The organism is Patescibacteria group bacterium (assembly GCA_041659765.1).
Lineage (GTDB): Bacteria > Patescibacteriota > Patescibacteriia > UBA9934 > UBA9934 > JAGORL01.
The window spans coordinates 336,107-350,179 of record JBAZXR010000001.1; the positions used below are offsets into that span (position 1 = coordinate 336,107).

A 14,073-nucleotide genomic window follows, 5' to 3' on the forward strand; every position below is an offset into this window, starting at 1 on the left:
AAAACAGACGCTCCAGTGCTTGATGGCGCAGGTGAAGCCGTCGTAACGGGTGCCAAGCCTAAGTCAGACAAGATGATGACGGCTAAGGGCAAGAAGCGCACTTTGCGCCAGATCCCAGCCGGCCGTGCTTACGTGCACGCCAGCTTTAACAACACTATCGTGTCCCTGACGGACCCGAACGGTAACCTTGTTGCTTGGGCATCTGCAGGTAACTGCGGTTTCAAGGGTCCAAAGAAAGCTACCCCATACGCCGCCTCCGTGGTGGTGAAGAAGGCGGCTGATAAGGCCAACTTGTTCGGTCTTAAGGACGTGCACGTGTTTGTCACCGGTATCGGCAACGGCCGTGACGGTGCGCTCCGTGCTTTGAACGCCAGTGGTTTCAACGTGCTCTCTATTAAAGACATGACTCCGGTTCCGCATAACGGCTGCCGCCCCCGCCGGGCTCGCCGCGTGTAATTTCTCCCTATGGGTAAAACTCTCATTCCACGAGGTAAGATGTCCCGCCGTGAAGGCGTGGCCATTTCTACCAGCTCGAGCGTCCTCAAAGTGATGCAGAAGCGTCCGTATTCTCCAGGCGTGCACGGCAAGCCTGGCATGCGCCCACCCAAGGTGAGCGCTTACGGTACTCAGCTTCGCGAGAAGCAGAAGGCCAAGCGCCTCTACGGTATTATGGAACGCCAGTTCCGTAACTACTTTGAAAAAGCCAAGAAGCTCACTGGTAACACCGGTGAATACTTGACGCGTTTCCTGGAAATGCGTTTGGACAACGCCGTGTTCCGCATGGGCATGGCTAAGACTCGCCCTCAGGCTCGCCAGATGGTGAGCCACGGTATGATCATGGTGAACGGCGGAAAAGTGAATATCCCGTCCTACCAGGTCAACGTGGGTGATATCGTTGAAATCCGCACGAACAAGCAGGCCAAGAAACTCTTTACGGATCTTGCCGAACGCCAGAAGACGCACAATGTCCCTGGTTGGCTCGCTCGTGAAGAGGCCATGAAGGGAAAAGTTGTCAGCATTCCAGCGGGCGAGGACCTCAAGGAAGCGTTTGACCCTAAACTCGTCGTCGAATTTTATTCAATGCGCTAAGCGTAATTGCTTACCGCTTATACACGATGTATGGAAACCATTTTCCTGCCTTCAAAGATGTACTTCACTCCAGGCAACACTCCGTCTGAAGCAGTACTCACGATCGAACCGCTCCACCACGGGTACGGCACTACAGTTGGCAACGCGCTCCGCCGCGTGCTTCTGTCCTCACTCCCGGGTGCTGCAGTCACGGCCATGAAAGTGAAGGGCGCCCAGCACGAGTTTTCAGCAGTGACTGGCGTAAAGGAAGATGTACTGGACATCATGCTGAACTTGAAGAAGCTCCGCCTGCGTGTCCATTCTGATGAACCGGTCATTCTCAAGCTTCAAAAGAAGGGCGAGGGTCCCGTCACGGCCGATGACATTACGGCCAACGGTGACGTAGAGATTGTGAACAAGGACTTGGTCATTGCCACGCTGACGGACTCTAAGGTGACGCTCGACATGGAAATCACGGTTTCCAAGGGCCGCGGCTACCTCCCAACAGAGGAGCGCGAAGAAGCGCCTACGGAGATTGGCGTGATCGCCATTGACGCGATGTTCTCTCCAGTACGCACGGTGGGTCTCAAAGTAGAGAACACCCGCGTGGGCGAGATCACAAACTACGACAAGCTACTCATGACCATTGAGACGGACGGTTCCATCACTCCACAGGAAGCTGTCGAGCAGGCCACGAAGATCATGCTGAACCACTTCACTTGGATCCAGAGCCAGCTGAACAATTCTGAATTAACTGAACAAATCAACCGCGCCTCGGAGGAAGCGCCTAAGGAAGAGTAAGTATGCGCCATCGCGATAAGATAAAGAAATTGAGCCGCAAGGCACCAGCACGTAAGGCCCTTCTCCGGGACCTCGCGTTGGCTTTGATCACGTACGAGCGAGTTGAAACCTCTCTTGGCCGCGCCAAAGTTGCCCGCCCGCTGATTGAAAAACTCATTACTGTCGCGAAGCGCAATGATTTGCCTTCCCGCCGCTACTTGCTCGGATTTTTCACCACGGAACAGCCGGTGAAGAAGCTGATTGAGGTGCTTGGACCACGCTACGCTACGCGCGCCGGTGGTTACATCCGTTTGACCAAGCTTGGCACACGCCAGGGCGACCGCGCAGAAACGGCGTTGATCGAACTTGTCTAATATGGAAAAAATCGAACGCAAAACAACTAGCTTTGATGCCACGGACAGAGCTCCTGGCCGCTTGGCTTCAGAGATCGCTCGCGCTCTCATGGGCAAGACTTCAGTTGCTTACCAGTCTAACGTAGACGCCGGAGACTTTGTCATTGTGAAGAACGCTGGCAAGATGAAGTGGACCGGTAAGAAGATGGACCAGAAGGTTTATCATCACCACACCGCTCATCCAGGTGGTCTCCGCACGAAGAGCTTGAAAGATATGTGGAAGGCAGACCCAACGGAAGTTCTTCGCATGGCTGTGTCCCGCATGTTGCCTAAGAACAAGCACCGCACGCCTCGGATGATTCGCTTGACCGTTGAATAATATGGCCGAAAAATATTTCCAAGCACTTGGTCGCCGTAAGACGGCTGTCTGTCAGGCCCGCCTCACCCCAGGCGGTTCCGGCGTCATTACCGTTAACGGTAAGAAATTTGAAGAGTTCTTCACCACGGAGGCCCTCCGCGGCATGGTCATGCGCCCGCTCAAAGAAGTTGGCAAGACCGAGAAGGTAGACGTTTCGCTCAAGACCTCAGGCGGTGGCATCATCGGCCAGGCAGATGCGTCACGTTTGGCAATTGCTCGCGCTTTGATTCTGCTCGAAGTTCCACTTCGCCCAGCCCTCAAGGCAGCCCATCTTCTGACCCGCGATCCACGCAAGAAGGAACGCAAGAAGCCAGGTAAGCACGGCGCTCGTCGCTCACCACAGTGGAGAAAGCGTTAAACTAAAAACAAAAGACGGTGTTCCCGTCTTTTGTGTTATTGTGAGAAAATATTTATATGGCTATAAAAAATCGCAAGTTGGTCGGTATCCTTCTCATCGTTCTTCCTCCGCTTGTGCTCATGTGCACGCTCGCCATGTACGCAATTTCGTCGTTTGTGCTTTCGCAATTGGTAACGTCCACGAGTGTCCAGCAGTCATTATTGAGCATTCCAGAGGCTCATGCTGCTCCGCTGACCGATACTCCGAGTGAGTTTGGAACGCCCGTTCCGCTGAGACAAGATTTTGCCGAATCCACCGGTTTAGGTGTTGCTCAACGTTCTGATGAAGGTGATTTGCCATCTACAGTTGGAAATCTCATGAAGGTTGGTTTGGGACTCCTCGGTATCTTCGCGTTGTTGGGTGTGCTATTCGGTATGCCGTTCGGTATCTACTTGATCGCGACTGACGATTCGAAGTCGGAACACAAGGCAATCTCGGTTCTGCCGTTACACGGTCAGCAAACCATCTTCCTCTTTTTTGCGGGTACGGTTGTTTTGTTAAATGTGATTGGGATCGGACTTAGTATTCATAGCTACCTGACTGTCCAGATGGATCCGCTGAACGATCAATGGTCTATTGCAGCGTTTATACTCGGGGGCATCGCCTCGTTCTCAATGTTTATCTCTTGCATCATCTATCTCTTCTGGCTTGGTCGAGCGGCTAATAACTTGTCCGTGCATCACAAGCTTAAGGATTCATCAGGCTGGTTGGTTTGGGGGCACATAATTCCGCTCTACAGCATGTTTCATCCTATCATCGCTTGGCCACGTTTTTGGAACGAGGTTGTAGCTTTTAAGCATTTGTCGCTCGACAAGAAAAATCGCGGTAAGTACGCCATCATTGTCTTCTTTGTGGCGACTGTTGTAAGCGCTATTCTGCCCTTCTTCCACGTGGCCATGAACCCTGGTCTGAGTGAAGCCGTTCTCCAAAACATCGCCCTATTCACGGGTCTTCAGCAACTCATGACCATCACTTGCGGTGTCGCTCTGATTGCCTTCGTGCAATCGGTCACCGAGGCCCTCGAAGGTTAAGCACACTGCCCACCAACAAGAATCCCTCGAAAGAGGGGTTTTTGTTTTGACGAAAGCGAATAGTAGTGATACGCTCTTTCGTCTTTCTGCGGAGGCAACATGAAGACGAGGGACAAGGGTGCGCGACAGTTGGATGAGCACGAGATCGGGACGGTGACGAAGGAATGTCTGGAAGTGAAGGAGGACGTGCAGTTTTCCATTCGCGTCAGTGATGTGAGCGAGGTAGTAGTGTTCGCGCTCGCCGTCTGGGATCCGGACGAGCAGGAGACCGTGGAATACCCCGTGGACGTCACTCTCGAGCTCGCCCTTGTGTACAAGGACAAGGCGAAGGCTGTGCAGGCCTTCCTGACTGAGCAGGAGGGGGCATTCGACCCTGCCGACTTTGCACCGGGAGCGGTGGCGAAGCGGATCATGGACGGCGGGAAGCTGTTCCTGGAGGCGGGAGGCACGGAGATGAACGCCTACTTCTCGTTTGGCTCCTACGGGGACATGGTTTCCATGGAGCGCGAAGAGGCCGAGCGGTTTGTGGTCTTCGACGAAGGCGACGGCTCGGAGGACGAATAGCTACGCATTCGCGTAGGGAGTGACCGGTATCTCGTGCGCGCCCAGCAATGGGCGCGCGCTTTGTTTTTTACGGGGTTTTAGCGTATAGTAGGGGGTAAATATGTCCCAACTTGCTAGGAATACGTTCCTTTTAACGGCAGCGTCTATAGGGCAAAAAGCGATTGCTTTTATCTATTTTGCGGTCATCGCAAGGACGATTGGGGCGGATGCGACGGGATCATACTTTTTGGCACTGGCGTTGACGACTACGTTGGGAGCTATCGACGATGTCGGACTCACCTCGGTGCTGGTGCGCGAAGTAGCAAGGGAGCCGAAGCAGGCGCTTGAGTATGCGCGGAATGTTATAGGCAATAAGTTGCTGTTGATTCCGATCACCGTGCTACTCGCGTTTCTTGCACCCCGGTTGCTCGGCTTCAGCGTAGAGGCGACCATGTTGACGCAGATTGCGGTGTTCGTGATGTTGCTCGACACCATTTCCTTATCCATGTACGGCGTCTTGCGAGGGCAACAGAATTTGAAGTTTGAGTCGATTGGCATTTTCATCGGTCAGTCATTGACCACGCTTGCCGGAGGAGTCGCGCTGTACCTTGGGACGCACGATTTGCGATGGCTGATCGTCGCACTCATTGTGGGCAGTGGTTGGAACGCGGCGTTTGCGGCGTATAACGTGGTTCGACGGCTCGGCATTCAGGCACTCATGCCGAGTTACTCGCTCGGCTGGAAGCCACTCAAGATGGCGAGCATGTTTTTCGTCGCGGCCGTGTTCGTGAAGATTTATTCTTACGTCGACTCATTCACACTGAATATGGTTCTCGGTGCGGGCGCGGTAGGTGTCTACGCGGTGGCCTATAAACTCACATATTCCTTTCAGTTCCTACCACTCGCATTTATCGGTGCCTTGTACCCAACGATGAGCGCCCAGGCGCATAGCCCGGAGAAACTGAAACAAACGCTTCTTTCTGCCGAGTGGTATCTGGCCCTGCTGGCCGCGCCGGTTGTCTTTGGTCTTTTTGCCCTTGCTCCCGAGATAATTAACTTTTTCTACGGTGTTAAATTTGCAGACGCGGCGCCGACGCTACAGATTTTGGTCTTCGCTTTGCTTTTTATCTTCCTCGATTTCCCGATCGGTGCTTTGCTGAACGCGAGCGGACGGCAGGCGACGAAGACGGGAATTATGGGAGTAACGATGATCATTAACATTGTTGCTAATTTGCTCTTGATTCCTGTGCTCGGTATTCCTGGTGCAGGTGTTTCGGCACTGCTCTGTTTTTCATTTATGTTTTTTGCGGGGTTCTATTTTGTTCGCCAGTCTGTAGACGTTACCGTGTATGACATTGTGTCCTTTACTGGAGGATCGATCGCTGCGGGAGGTGTGATGGCGGCGGTTGTCATTATTTCGAAAGCATTTATTCCGTGGTTCGCGACCATCCCTCTGGGCGGGCTCGTCTTCTTTGGCGTCGCCTTTGCTACGAAGTCGCTAACACTCGACCACCTGAAGTCCCTTGGTCGTTTGCTTCCGGGGATGAAGTCCACGAACGTAAAGGAGGAGATTGCGGAAGTATGAGGCGCATCGTGATCCCAACGCTCGAAAAAGCTGACGGCCGTGGAGGAATTGGCCGTTACATTGACGCGATAGTTTCGACGTACCCTGATGCTAAGGTTGTTCGACTAGAGGATGCAAAATATCCGACGATCTATCGCGCGATCTCCCCGTATAATCGTGATTTTGTACAATTTGTACATGAAGTGATTCCTGTAGGAACTGTGGCGTGGCTTTTGCGAAAATCGTACATCATTTTTTTGCATGGTAAGGATTTTGATCTCGCCCGAAGAAATGTTTGGAAGCGGTGGTTAACCAAGCGGATCCTGAGGGGAGCGGAGGCGGTGGTGGTGAATTCTGAGGGGCTAAAGAAGGAGGTAGACGCGTTCGTCGGGGCTGAACGCGTTCAGCCCATACTCTGCGTCTATCCTCCTGTGAGTGATGAGATGGTAGAGGCGTCGAAGGGGACGAGAAAGGGCAAAGGCTGGACGGATTTGAGGGATCTGGCGAAGTTGGCGGCGGGAGCGATCGGATTGTCGATTACCGCCCCCCAGCCCCCTCCTTCGAAAGGAGGGGGAGCCACCCTGACCACACTGATCACGGTCGCGAGGCTCGTTGAGCGGAAAGGGCACCTGAAGGTTCTCGACGCGATGGTGAAGTTGCCGAATACGAAATACGTCATCGTCGGTGATGGGCCGATGAGGGAGAAGATTGAGATGCGCGTGGCAGAACTTGGTCTGTCCGAGCGGGTGACGATCATGACGGATATTGCCGACGAAGACCTGCCGACTCTGTATGCTGATGCAGACATTTTTGTGATGCCGACCACGCAGTCGAAGACTGACCGTGAAGGATTCGGCATTGTGTACCTCGAGGCAAACCTTTTCGGCCTGCCAGTTGTCGGTACACGTACTGGGGGCGTGGCTGAGGCCATACTCGACGGAAAGACGGGGGTGCTTGTTGAGGACGCTACCGACGACCTCGTAAGGGGTTTGCAGGTGCTGATCGACAGTCCCGAGCTCCGTTCGGCCATGGGCTCCCGCGGTCGCGTGAGAGTCCTCGAGCAGTTTACGAGAGAGGAACAGATGGGTAAGCTTAAAGAAATAATTGAAGCTTCGTATGACAAGCGAACATAAGCCATTTTCTTGGTTGAGGACAAGGGAATTCTGGTTCTTTTTCGTTTCGCAATTCGTGCTGGTACTTGCGATTGCGTATGTGTTAAGTCCGTACGAGTTTACGGCGTTCGATCTTCATCCAGGCCGGAATACGCTCGCATTTCGTAATAATTGGTTGACGGTGATCATCTCTTTATCTTTAGCTCAATTGTTAACCGCGGCGCTTCTTCCGAAGATCGCTTTTTGGAAAATGGCGGTTCTTGTTGTGCTTAATGCTTCGTCTTTTTTTCTTCAGCCATACGGGTCAATCGGCGTCGCATTGGCACTCGTTTGGCGAACGCTTTCCTGGAAGCGTCTTCACGAGTATGGGAATGGAGTTCGAACGGTATTTGGTGTTTTCATGGCCGCGCTTTTTTATGCAATGACAGTAGCGGGGCTAATGATCATCGTATTTACCTTGGCAGTAGTGACTGTCTTCATTATTATTTTCGTAGCGTTCCTTCCAGCTGGTTTTCAGATTGGTCAGGAAATTGGTCGAAATATCCCGCCACCATCTCTATAATCTGTGTCATCATTGATTTCTGTCATCATTCCCACATACGAACACGCTGAATCAATCTCGGCGTGTTTGGATTCGGTTTTTGCGCAGACATACAGCCCCATCGAGGTAATCGTTGTCGACGATGGCTCGACGGACAACACGCAGGAGGTTTTGAAGAAGTACGAGGGGAAGATTGTTTCCGTTAAGCAGGAGAACCAGGGATCCAATCCGGCGCGCAATCGAGGGCTTCAGGAGGCGCAGGGGGAGTTCGTGATTTTTGTTGATGCGGATGTGATTATGGAGAAGGAGATGCTCGAGAAGATGACAAAGACACTCGCCGAGCATCCTGAGGCGAGTTATGCGTATTCGGGTTTCTCATTTGGTTGGAAGACGTTTTGGGGCACGACTTTTAATGCCGAAAAGCTAAAGCAAATGAATTTCATTCATACCACGTCACTTGCTCGTCGCGCCGACTTTCCGGGATTCGATAATGCGATCAAGCGTCTGCAAGATTGGGATGTCTGGTTGACTATGCTCGAACACGGCAAAAAAGGCATTCTTGTTCCTGGCGTTCTATTCCAGGTCGGCATTCATGGAACGTCCCGAATCGGCTCGGCCTGGCTGCCAAAGTTTGTGTATCAGTTGCCCTGGAACCTCTCGCCCTGGAAACCGGTGAGTATTAAGAAATATGAAGCGGCTCGGGCTATAATTGCCGAGAAGCACAAGTTATCTCCCTAAGATTGGTGCATCCACTCTGAGCCATGCGAAGAGTCCGACCCTCAGAGGGGAAAGTCGGATCCTTCGCTCTCGCTCAGGATGGAGACACTCGAAAATACTATGAATACTGAACTAAGAGATGTCACCATTGTCATTGTCACTTATAAGACTGATCCCGCGGTGCTCCGCGAGTGCTTCATGAGTCTCGCTGCGGCGAGGGACGTCAATTTCGACGTGGTGATTGTCGACAATGCTGGTGATAAAAAGATGCCGAACTTTGTGCATGAGATTCTGCCGGAGGCGCAGGTGGTTGTGAATGAACAGAATCGAGGCTTCGCGGCGGCGGTCAACGTTGGTCTCAAGCAGACGACGGGTCGTTACGCACTGCTTTTGAATCCGGACACCATTGTCCCGCCGGGGGTGATGGCGAAGATGATTCGTCATCTCGACGAGGACAAAGAGGTCGGAATCGGTAGCTGTGTTATTCGGTATCCCGACGGTTCGCACCAGGAGAGCATTCGCCGGTTTCCAACCTTGCTCGACCAGCTGGAGATTCTTTTCAAGCTGCCACACGTATTCAAGCACCTAAAAGCCGTCGACCATTACATGATGCGGGATGTCGACCCACTCCAGACGCATGATGTCGATTCCATCATGGGTGCGTTCATGTTTATTCGCCGAGAGGTGATGGACAAGGTTGGTCTCCTCGACGAACGGTATTTTATTTGGTTCGAAGAAGTAGATTACTGCAAGATGACGGTGGACGCGGGGTTCAAGGTTCGCTCGTACGGCGATTGTGAGATCATCCATCACAAGGGCCACAGCTTCAATAAAGTCGCGACGATTAGAAAGCAGAAGTGGATTCGCCAAAGTCTGCGCAAGTACATGAAGAAGCATCACGGAATTCTACCGTGGCTACTCTTATGGGCGTTGACCCCTAAGTTTATTGTGCTCGCATACCTGGCTGCTTGGTTAAAGAAAACTTAATCCGTCATTCTGAGCGTAGCGAAGAATCTGAATGGTCAACCAATCAGATCCTTCGGCAAAGCCTCAGGATGACTCATAATATGCTTCCCATTGTCATCGTAGCGGTACTTGGTGCAGTGATTACAGCGATTATTCTTACGTTTAACAAGCTCATCAGAAACAATAATCGTACAAAGAACGCGTTGTCAGACGTGGATGTCCAGCTCAAGCGACGCTATGACCTGGTACCGAACTTGGTCGAGGTCGTGAAGGGCTATCAACAGCACGAAGCTTCGGTCCTTGAGGAAGTGACGCTCGCGCGTACAGCGGCGATTGGGGTACAACGTGGGACTATTGCCGAGAGAGCCGTGGCCGAGACTGCACTTTCCGGTGCACTCAAGAGTTTCTTTATGGTGGCCGAGAATTATCCTGATCTCAAAGCTTCCGAAAACTTTAAGCAGTTGCAGATGCAATTGGTTACGCTCGAAGATGATATTCAGTCTGCTCGTCGCTACTACAACGCTTGCGTGCGTGAAATGAATACGGCTACTCAAGTATTTCCGTCGAGCATCGTAGCCTTGGCCTTTGGATTCAAGGAGGGCGAGTTTTTTGGTGCCGATGAAAAAGAAAAGGCGAATGTGAACGTCTCCTTTGCAAGGTAACTATGGCCGATGAACTGATCAAAAGTTTTGACGCTAAGCTCGACGTCGCAAAAGACGGTAAGGTGCATGTCACTGAGACTATTCGCTTTGATTTTGGCAACAACCAAAAGCATGGCATTTTTCGCGATATTCCGCTGACAGCCGTTGACGGACCGAATATCGGTATTACGGTAAACAGCGTCACGAATGAGACGGGCGGTTCGTATCGTTATGTCGAGTCCGTAGACCGCGGAGTGCTCGATATCAAAATCGGCGATGGCAACGTGACGGTGACGGGGGAGAAGGTCTATGTCATTGATTACGTCGTGACGAATGCAATCAGACCCTTTGAGGACCATGACGAGCTGTATTGGAACGTGACGGGAAACGAGTGGGTCGTTCCGATCGAGCGAGTCTCTATGACGGCTGGTGTTGAGGGTCTGCTAATCGACAAGTTGCAGACGGCTTGTTTTATTGGCGAGGTAGGAAGCACCGAGAGCTGCAATCAGAATTTCTCTTCAGATTCAACTACATTTCGTACAGTCAACCCTCCTGCTCGGCCGCTTGCTCCAGGGGAGGGAATGACTGTCGTCTTGGGTTTCCCGCTTGGCATCGTGAACGACACGGTAGTCGAGACTCCGGTTTCGAGTGGCTCGACAGATTTTTCGTTTTCCGACGGTGATTGGATTTTTCTTTTGGTGCCGCTTCTTTTTCTGATCGCTGTTGGGGGAGTGACTATTGTTGTCATCTCAAAACTTTTCAAGAAACAAGGTTACAAGGGGCCGATTGTTGTGCAGTACAAACCACCGGAGGGATTACGACCGATCGATGTCGGCTCTATCCTCGACAAATCGGTAGACACAAAGGACATTTCCTCGGTCATTCTTGATTTGGCTGTTCGCGGGTACATCAAGATCAGATATACCGTTCAAGAAATAAAATTCTGGCCCGATAAAAAAGATTTTGAGCTCATCAAACTGAAGGACGGATCCACGTTGAAGCATCCCGGAGAGAAGATTCTTTTCGAGTTGTTCTTTGCGGGTCGTGAGCGTGTGATGTTGAGCGAGATGTTGGCCGATAAGGACGCGTTTCACGCTGATATCATGAAGATTAAAGAGAACACGGGAGAGTATCTGCGCGGAGAGGGATATTACGACCAAGCGTCCAAGGAGCGGGCGGACAAGCAGATGCAACAGCTGGCGCTAGCTATGGGAGTCACGATTGTTGTTTCTTTCCTTATCAGTTTTGTGACGGCTGGGATTGGAATGGTGCTCTTCTTTCCAGCCATTCTGTATATCATTTTACGCATGGCAGGTGCCTCAAATTTAGCAAAGCAGTTTACGCCGAAAGGCATAGCCGCACAGGGGGAGATTACGGGGTTTAAGGAGTTTCTGCAGCTGACAGAAAAAGATAAGCTCGAATTACTGAACGCGCCGAAGCTGGAACCAGAGACATTCGAAAAGTATTTACCGTTTGCCATGGCGCTCGGGGTTGAAAGCCAATGGGCCAAGAAGTTTGAAGGTCTCTATCAGTCAACGCCAAATTGGTACGAGGATCCCGGTCACAATGTATTTTCGAGTACACTACTTATTGGCAACCTCCAGCAGTTTAATAGCGCGTTTAGCCAGACTGTAGTGAGCTCCGCACCAAAGTCTTCCAGCAGCGGGTTCTCGGGCGGCTCGTCAGGGGGAGGATCAGGCGGCGGGGGAGGAGGTAGCTGGTAACCTAGATTATGATCAATCAATTTTTTGACAAACGTTCACTCTACGTCTTGCTCGGCTTGCTCGGCGCGCATATTCTGGCGGCGCTCGTGCAACACTCGTGGGTTTCGATTTTTCCCGTGGCTGTGGCAGCGATAGTGACATTTGCACTTTCGATGAAGCGCCTGGAGTGGGGAATCGCTTTGGCATTCCTCGAAATCTTTGTTGGCGGACACGGACATCTCTTCGACCTGTCGTCGATTGGCATGCCGATCTCCATACGTATCGCAATTTTCCTAGGCGTCATGGGCGCGTTTGCGCTACGTGTCGTGACCAAGCAATCGACGTTGTTATGGAATCCTAGGCGCGATGTGCCGTGGGTCGTCTTCGGCCTCGCCGTTGTCCTCGGTGCACTTGTCGGTTTCTTGCAGAATGACAAGGGCAATGCTTTTGACGACTTCAATTCTTACCTGCCGATTCTCTACGTACTACCGATCATTTCCATTCACTGGGATAACGCGAAGAAACGTCTGATGCTCATGACGCTCGCGGTATCGGCCGTGTGGGTTGCTGGCACAACGCTCGGGCTACTGTTCGCCTTCACGCATTTGCCTGGAAAGGTGTTGACTCACGTCTATACATTCGTGCGTGATGCGCGGTTATTTGAAATTACCCTGCTCACCGCACCGGTAAAAATGGCTGCATTTTTTCCGAACGGCGCCTGGTATTTCCGGGTCTTTGGACAGAGCCAGATTATAGTAGCGGCGTTTGCGCTGTTGTTTTTATCTGGGGTCGTGTCAATACCGACTACGCGACGGGAGAAGCTGGCGAGCGCAGGTGTTTTGGCCATCTGTTTTGCCGGCTTACTCGCCGGTCTATCTAGAACCTTTGTTATTGCGGCGGTTCCGGCTGGTGCTCTGCTTTTGGTGTATTCGTTGTTACTTAAAAAGACTATTTGGGAGCGGGTAAACAGAAAGAGCGTGTTATTTTTTGGAATTGTCACGAGCCTTGCTCTGACGTGGCTGATGGTAGTTTTTCCATTGCCCGTCCGACCTGATTTTACTCAGTCAGCTTTTTATAAGGCTGACGCCGGGCAAGATCGAAACCTTGCAGTGTCGAGCCGCTGGAACCTTCTGCCGCCAATGATGACCGAGATCATGAAATCGCCGGTGGTTGGTTCGGGTTTCGGCCAAGAAGTGACCTTCATTTCTGATGATCCCCGGGTTCGAGCAATTAATGGCACTGGCGAGTGGACGACGTATAGGTTTGAATGGGGCTATCAAGACTTGTGGCTCAAAACCGGCCTCCTTGGCCTGGTCGCTATTTTATTGATCGCGGCCTCGTATGCGATTGCGACTCAGACGCATTTGCGCAAGGGACATGATGATCAATGGATCTTGATTGGTCTCCTGTCTTCGATCGTCTTTCTGCTTTCGGTTCATGTCTTTACGCCGTATCTGAATCATCCGCTGGGCCTCTCGCTGCTTCTCCTGCCGCTCGTTTTCCTGGCGTTCGAGGATCCAAAGCTAAAGACGCGAGCCGAGCTTTCCCGTCCAATGGTCCGGGCTCCACAAGGCCTTGGTGCGGCTGTGGCAACTTCAGCAACGGCTGAATAACTCGGTTGAGATAAACCTGTCCTGCCGTTATACTCGAGCAAATTCTTTACCGTGTTCTATGATGGATTACAGAAAGGCACTAGGAGTTGCAGTTGTGGCCATTTCTCTAATGGGTGCAGGTTGTGCGGGCTCAACTCCGTCCGCGGCTACGCCTACCTCTCAAGTTCCAGCGGCCGTTCCAGCTCCAGTAGCAGAAGTACCGAAGGGTCCGATGAAGTTTTCAGAAGCGAAGTCAGATCTTTTTGGGATTTCCGGAAAGTACAGTGCGTTGCTTATTTCGAGCGGTGCAGGAACGTGTCTAACTAAGATGCCATACACGGATCTCTCGTTCTCACCGTCTGCTCCAGGTAGTAATTTTATGCTTAGAGACAAAGGTGAGACGATTGATGCCAAGAAATCATCATCTACCCCTGGCAGCATGATGTTTGACGGCAAGACTGTAGATGGCAAAGATGTTCGTTGCATCATGCGAGTACCTTTTGCCGGTGAAGCAGCTACGCTTTCCTGTGCCGATGCAGCCGAAAAGGAGGTCTGTTCAGCTACGTACGCATCCCTCATGCTGAACCCACTCTAATAATCATGTTTGGCAAGTATTTGAAAACCGAGCACATGCTCGGTTTTCGTTT

Annotated in this window: 17 protein-coding genes; all 17 read left to right on the top strand. The window is 51.8% G+C overall.

The window, feature by feature from the left end; translation table 11 throughout:
* Window positions 1–72 precede the first annotated feature (72 nt).
* Window positions 73–456, top strand: a complete 384-nt coding sequence (rpsK, locus tag WC813_01860) for a 30S ribosomal protein S11 (GenBank protein MFA5946745.1) — start codon at window positions 73–75, stop codon at window positions 454–456.
* Between the two features lie 9 nt (window positions 457–465).
* A complete protein-coding gene (gene rpsD / locus WC813_01865; protein MFA5946746.1) occupies window positions 466–1,089 on the top strand; it encodes a 30S ribosomal protein S4 in 624 nt (207 codons plus the stop codon).
* Between the two features lie 30 nt (window positions 1,090–1,119).
* On the top strand, window positions 1,120–1,869 hold the full coding sequence (locus tag WC813_01870) for a DNA-directed RNA polymerase subunit alpha (GenBank protein ID MFA5946747.1): 750 nt from the start codon (window positions 1,120–1,122) through the stop codon (window positions 1,867–1,869).
* Window positions 1,870–1,871: 2 nt separating this feature from the next.
* On the top strand, window positions 1,872–2,222 hold the full coding sequence (gene rplQ, locus WC813_01875; protein ID MFA5946748.1) for a 50S ribosomal protein L17: 351 nt from the start codon (window positions 1,872–1,874) through the stop codon (window positions 2,220–2,222).
* A 1-nt stretch (window position 2,223) separates the two neighbouring features.
* On the top strand, window positions 2,224–2,580 hold the full coding sequence (gene rplM, locus WC813_01880; protein ID MFA5946749.1) for a 50S ribosomal protein L13: 357 nt from the start codon (window positions 2,224–2,226) through the stop codon (window positions 2,578–2,580).
* A gap of 1 nt (window position 2,581) precedes the next feature.
* Window positions 2,582–2,977, top strand: a complete 396-nt coding sequence (gene rpsI / locus WC813_01885; GenBank protein MFA5946750.1) for a 30S ribosomal protein S9 — start codon at window positions 2,582–2,584, stop codon at window positions 2,975–2,977.
* A gap of 56 nt (window positions 2,978–3,033) precedes the next feature.
* Window positions 3,034–4,047 carry a DUF4328 domain-containing protein gene (locus WC813_01890; GenBank protein ID MFA5946751.1) on the top strand — a complete coding sequence of 338 codons (1,014 nt, stop codon included), beginning with the start codon at window positions 3,034–3,036 and terminating at the stop codon, window positions 4,045–4,047.
* A 99-nt stretch (window positions 4,048–4,146) separates the two neighbouring features.
* Window positions 4,147–4,611 (top strand): hypothetical protein, encoded by a 465-nt coding sequence (locus WC813_01895; protein MFA5946752.1) that lies wholly within the window; start codon window positions 4,147–4,149, stop codon window positions 4,609–4,611.
* Between the two features lie 100 nt (window positions 4,612–4,711).
* Window positions 4,712–6,175 (top strand): flippase, encoded by a 1,464-nt coding sequence (locus WC813_01900; GenBank protein ID MFA5946753.1) that lies wholly within the window; start codon window positions 4,712–4,714, stop codon window positions 6,173–6,175.
* Window positions 6,172–7,287: a glycosyltransferase family 4 protein gene (locus WC813_01905; protein ID MFA5946754.1), complete on the top strand. Its 1,116-nt coding sequence runs from the start codon at window positions 6,172–6,174 to the stop codon at window positions 7,285–7,287. The genes WC813_01900 and WC813_01905 overlap by 4 nt, the downstream gene beginning before the upstream one ends.
* Window positions 7,271–7,828, top strand: a complete 558-nt coding sequence (locus WC813_01910) for a hypothetical protein (GenBank protein MFA5946755.1) — start codon at window positions 7,271–7,273, stop codon at window positions 7,826–7,828. The genes WC813_01905 and WC813_01910 overlap by 17 nt, the downstream gene beginning before the upstream one ends.
* Before the next feature lie 3 nt (window positions 7,829–7,831).
* Complete coding sequence (locus WC813_01915; GenBank protein ID MFA5946756.1) at window positions 7,832–8,545, top strand: glycosyltransferase family A protein; 714 nt, start codon at window positions 7,832–7,834, stop codon at window positions 8,543–8,545.
* A gap of 99 nt (window positions 8,546–8,644) precedes the next feature.
* Entirely contained in the window at window positions 8,645–9,511 is an 867-nt protein-coding gene (locus WC813_01920; GenBank protein MFA5946757.1) for a glycosyltransferase family 2 protein, read from the top strand.
* Between the two features lie 80 nt (window positions 9,512–9,591).
* Complete coding sequence (locus WC813_01925) at window positions 9,592–10,152, top strand: LemA family protein (GenBank protein ID MFA5946758.1); 561 nt, start codon at window positions 9,592–9,594, stop codon at window positions 10,150–10,152.
* Window positions 10,153–10,154: 2 nt separating this feature from the next.
* Window positions 10,155–11,855 carry a DUF2207 domain-containing protein gene (locus tag WC813_01930; protein ID MFA5946759.1) on the top strand — a complete coding sequence of 567 codons (1,701 nt, stop codon included), beginning with the start codon at window positions 10,155–10,157 and terminating at the stop codon, window positions 11,853–11,855.
* An 8-nt stretch (window positions 11,856–11,863) separates the two neighbouring features.
* Window positions 11,864–13,447 carry a hypothetical protein gene (locus tag WC813_01935; protein ID MFA5946760.1) on the top strand — a complete coding sequence of 528 codons (1,584 nt, stop codon included), beginning with the start codon at window positions 11,864–11,866 and terminating at the stop codon, window positions 13,445–13,447.
* 58 nt (window positions 13,448–13,505) lie between these two features.
* Window positions 13,506–14,021: a hypothetical protein gene (locus tag WC813_01940; protein ID MFA5946761.1), complete on the top strand. Its 516-nt coding sequence runs from the start codon at window positions 13,506–13,508 to the stop codon at window positions 14,019–14,021.
* Window positions 14,022–14,073: the final 52 nt, after the last annotated feature.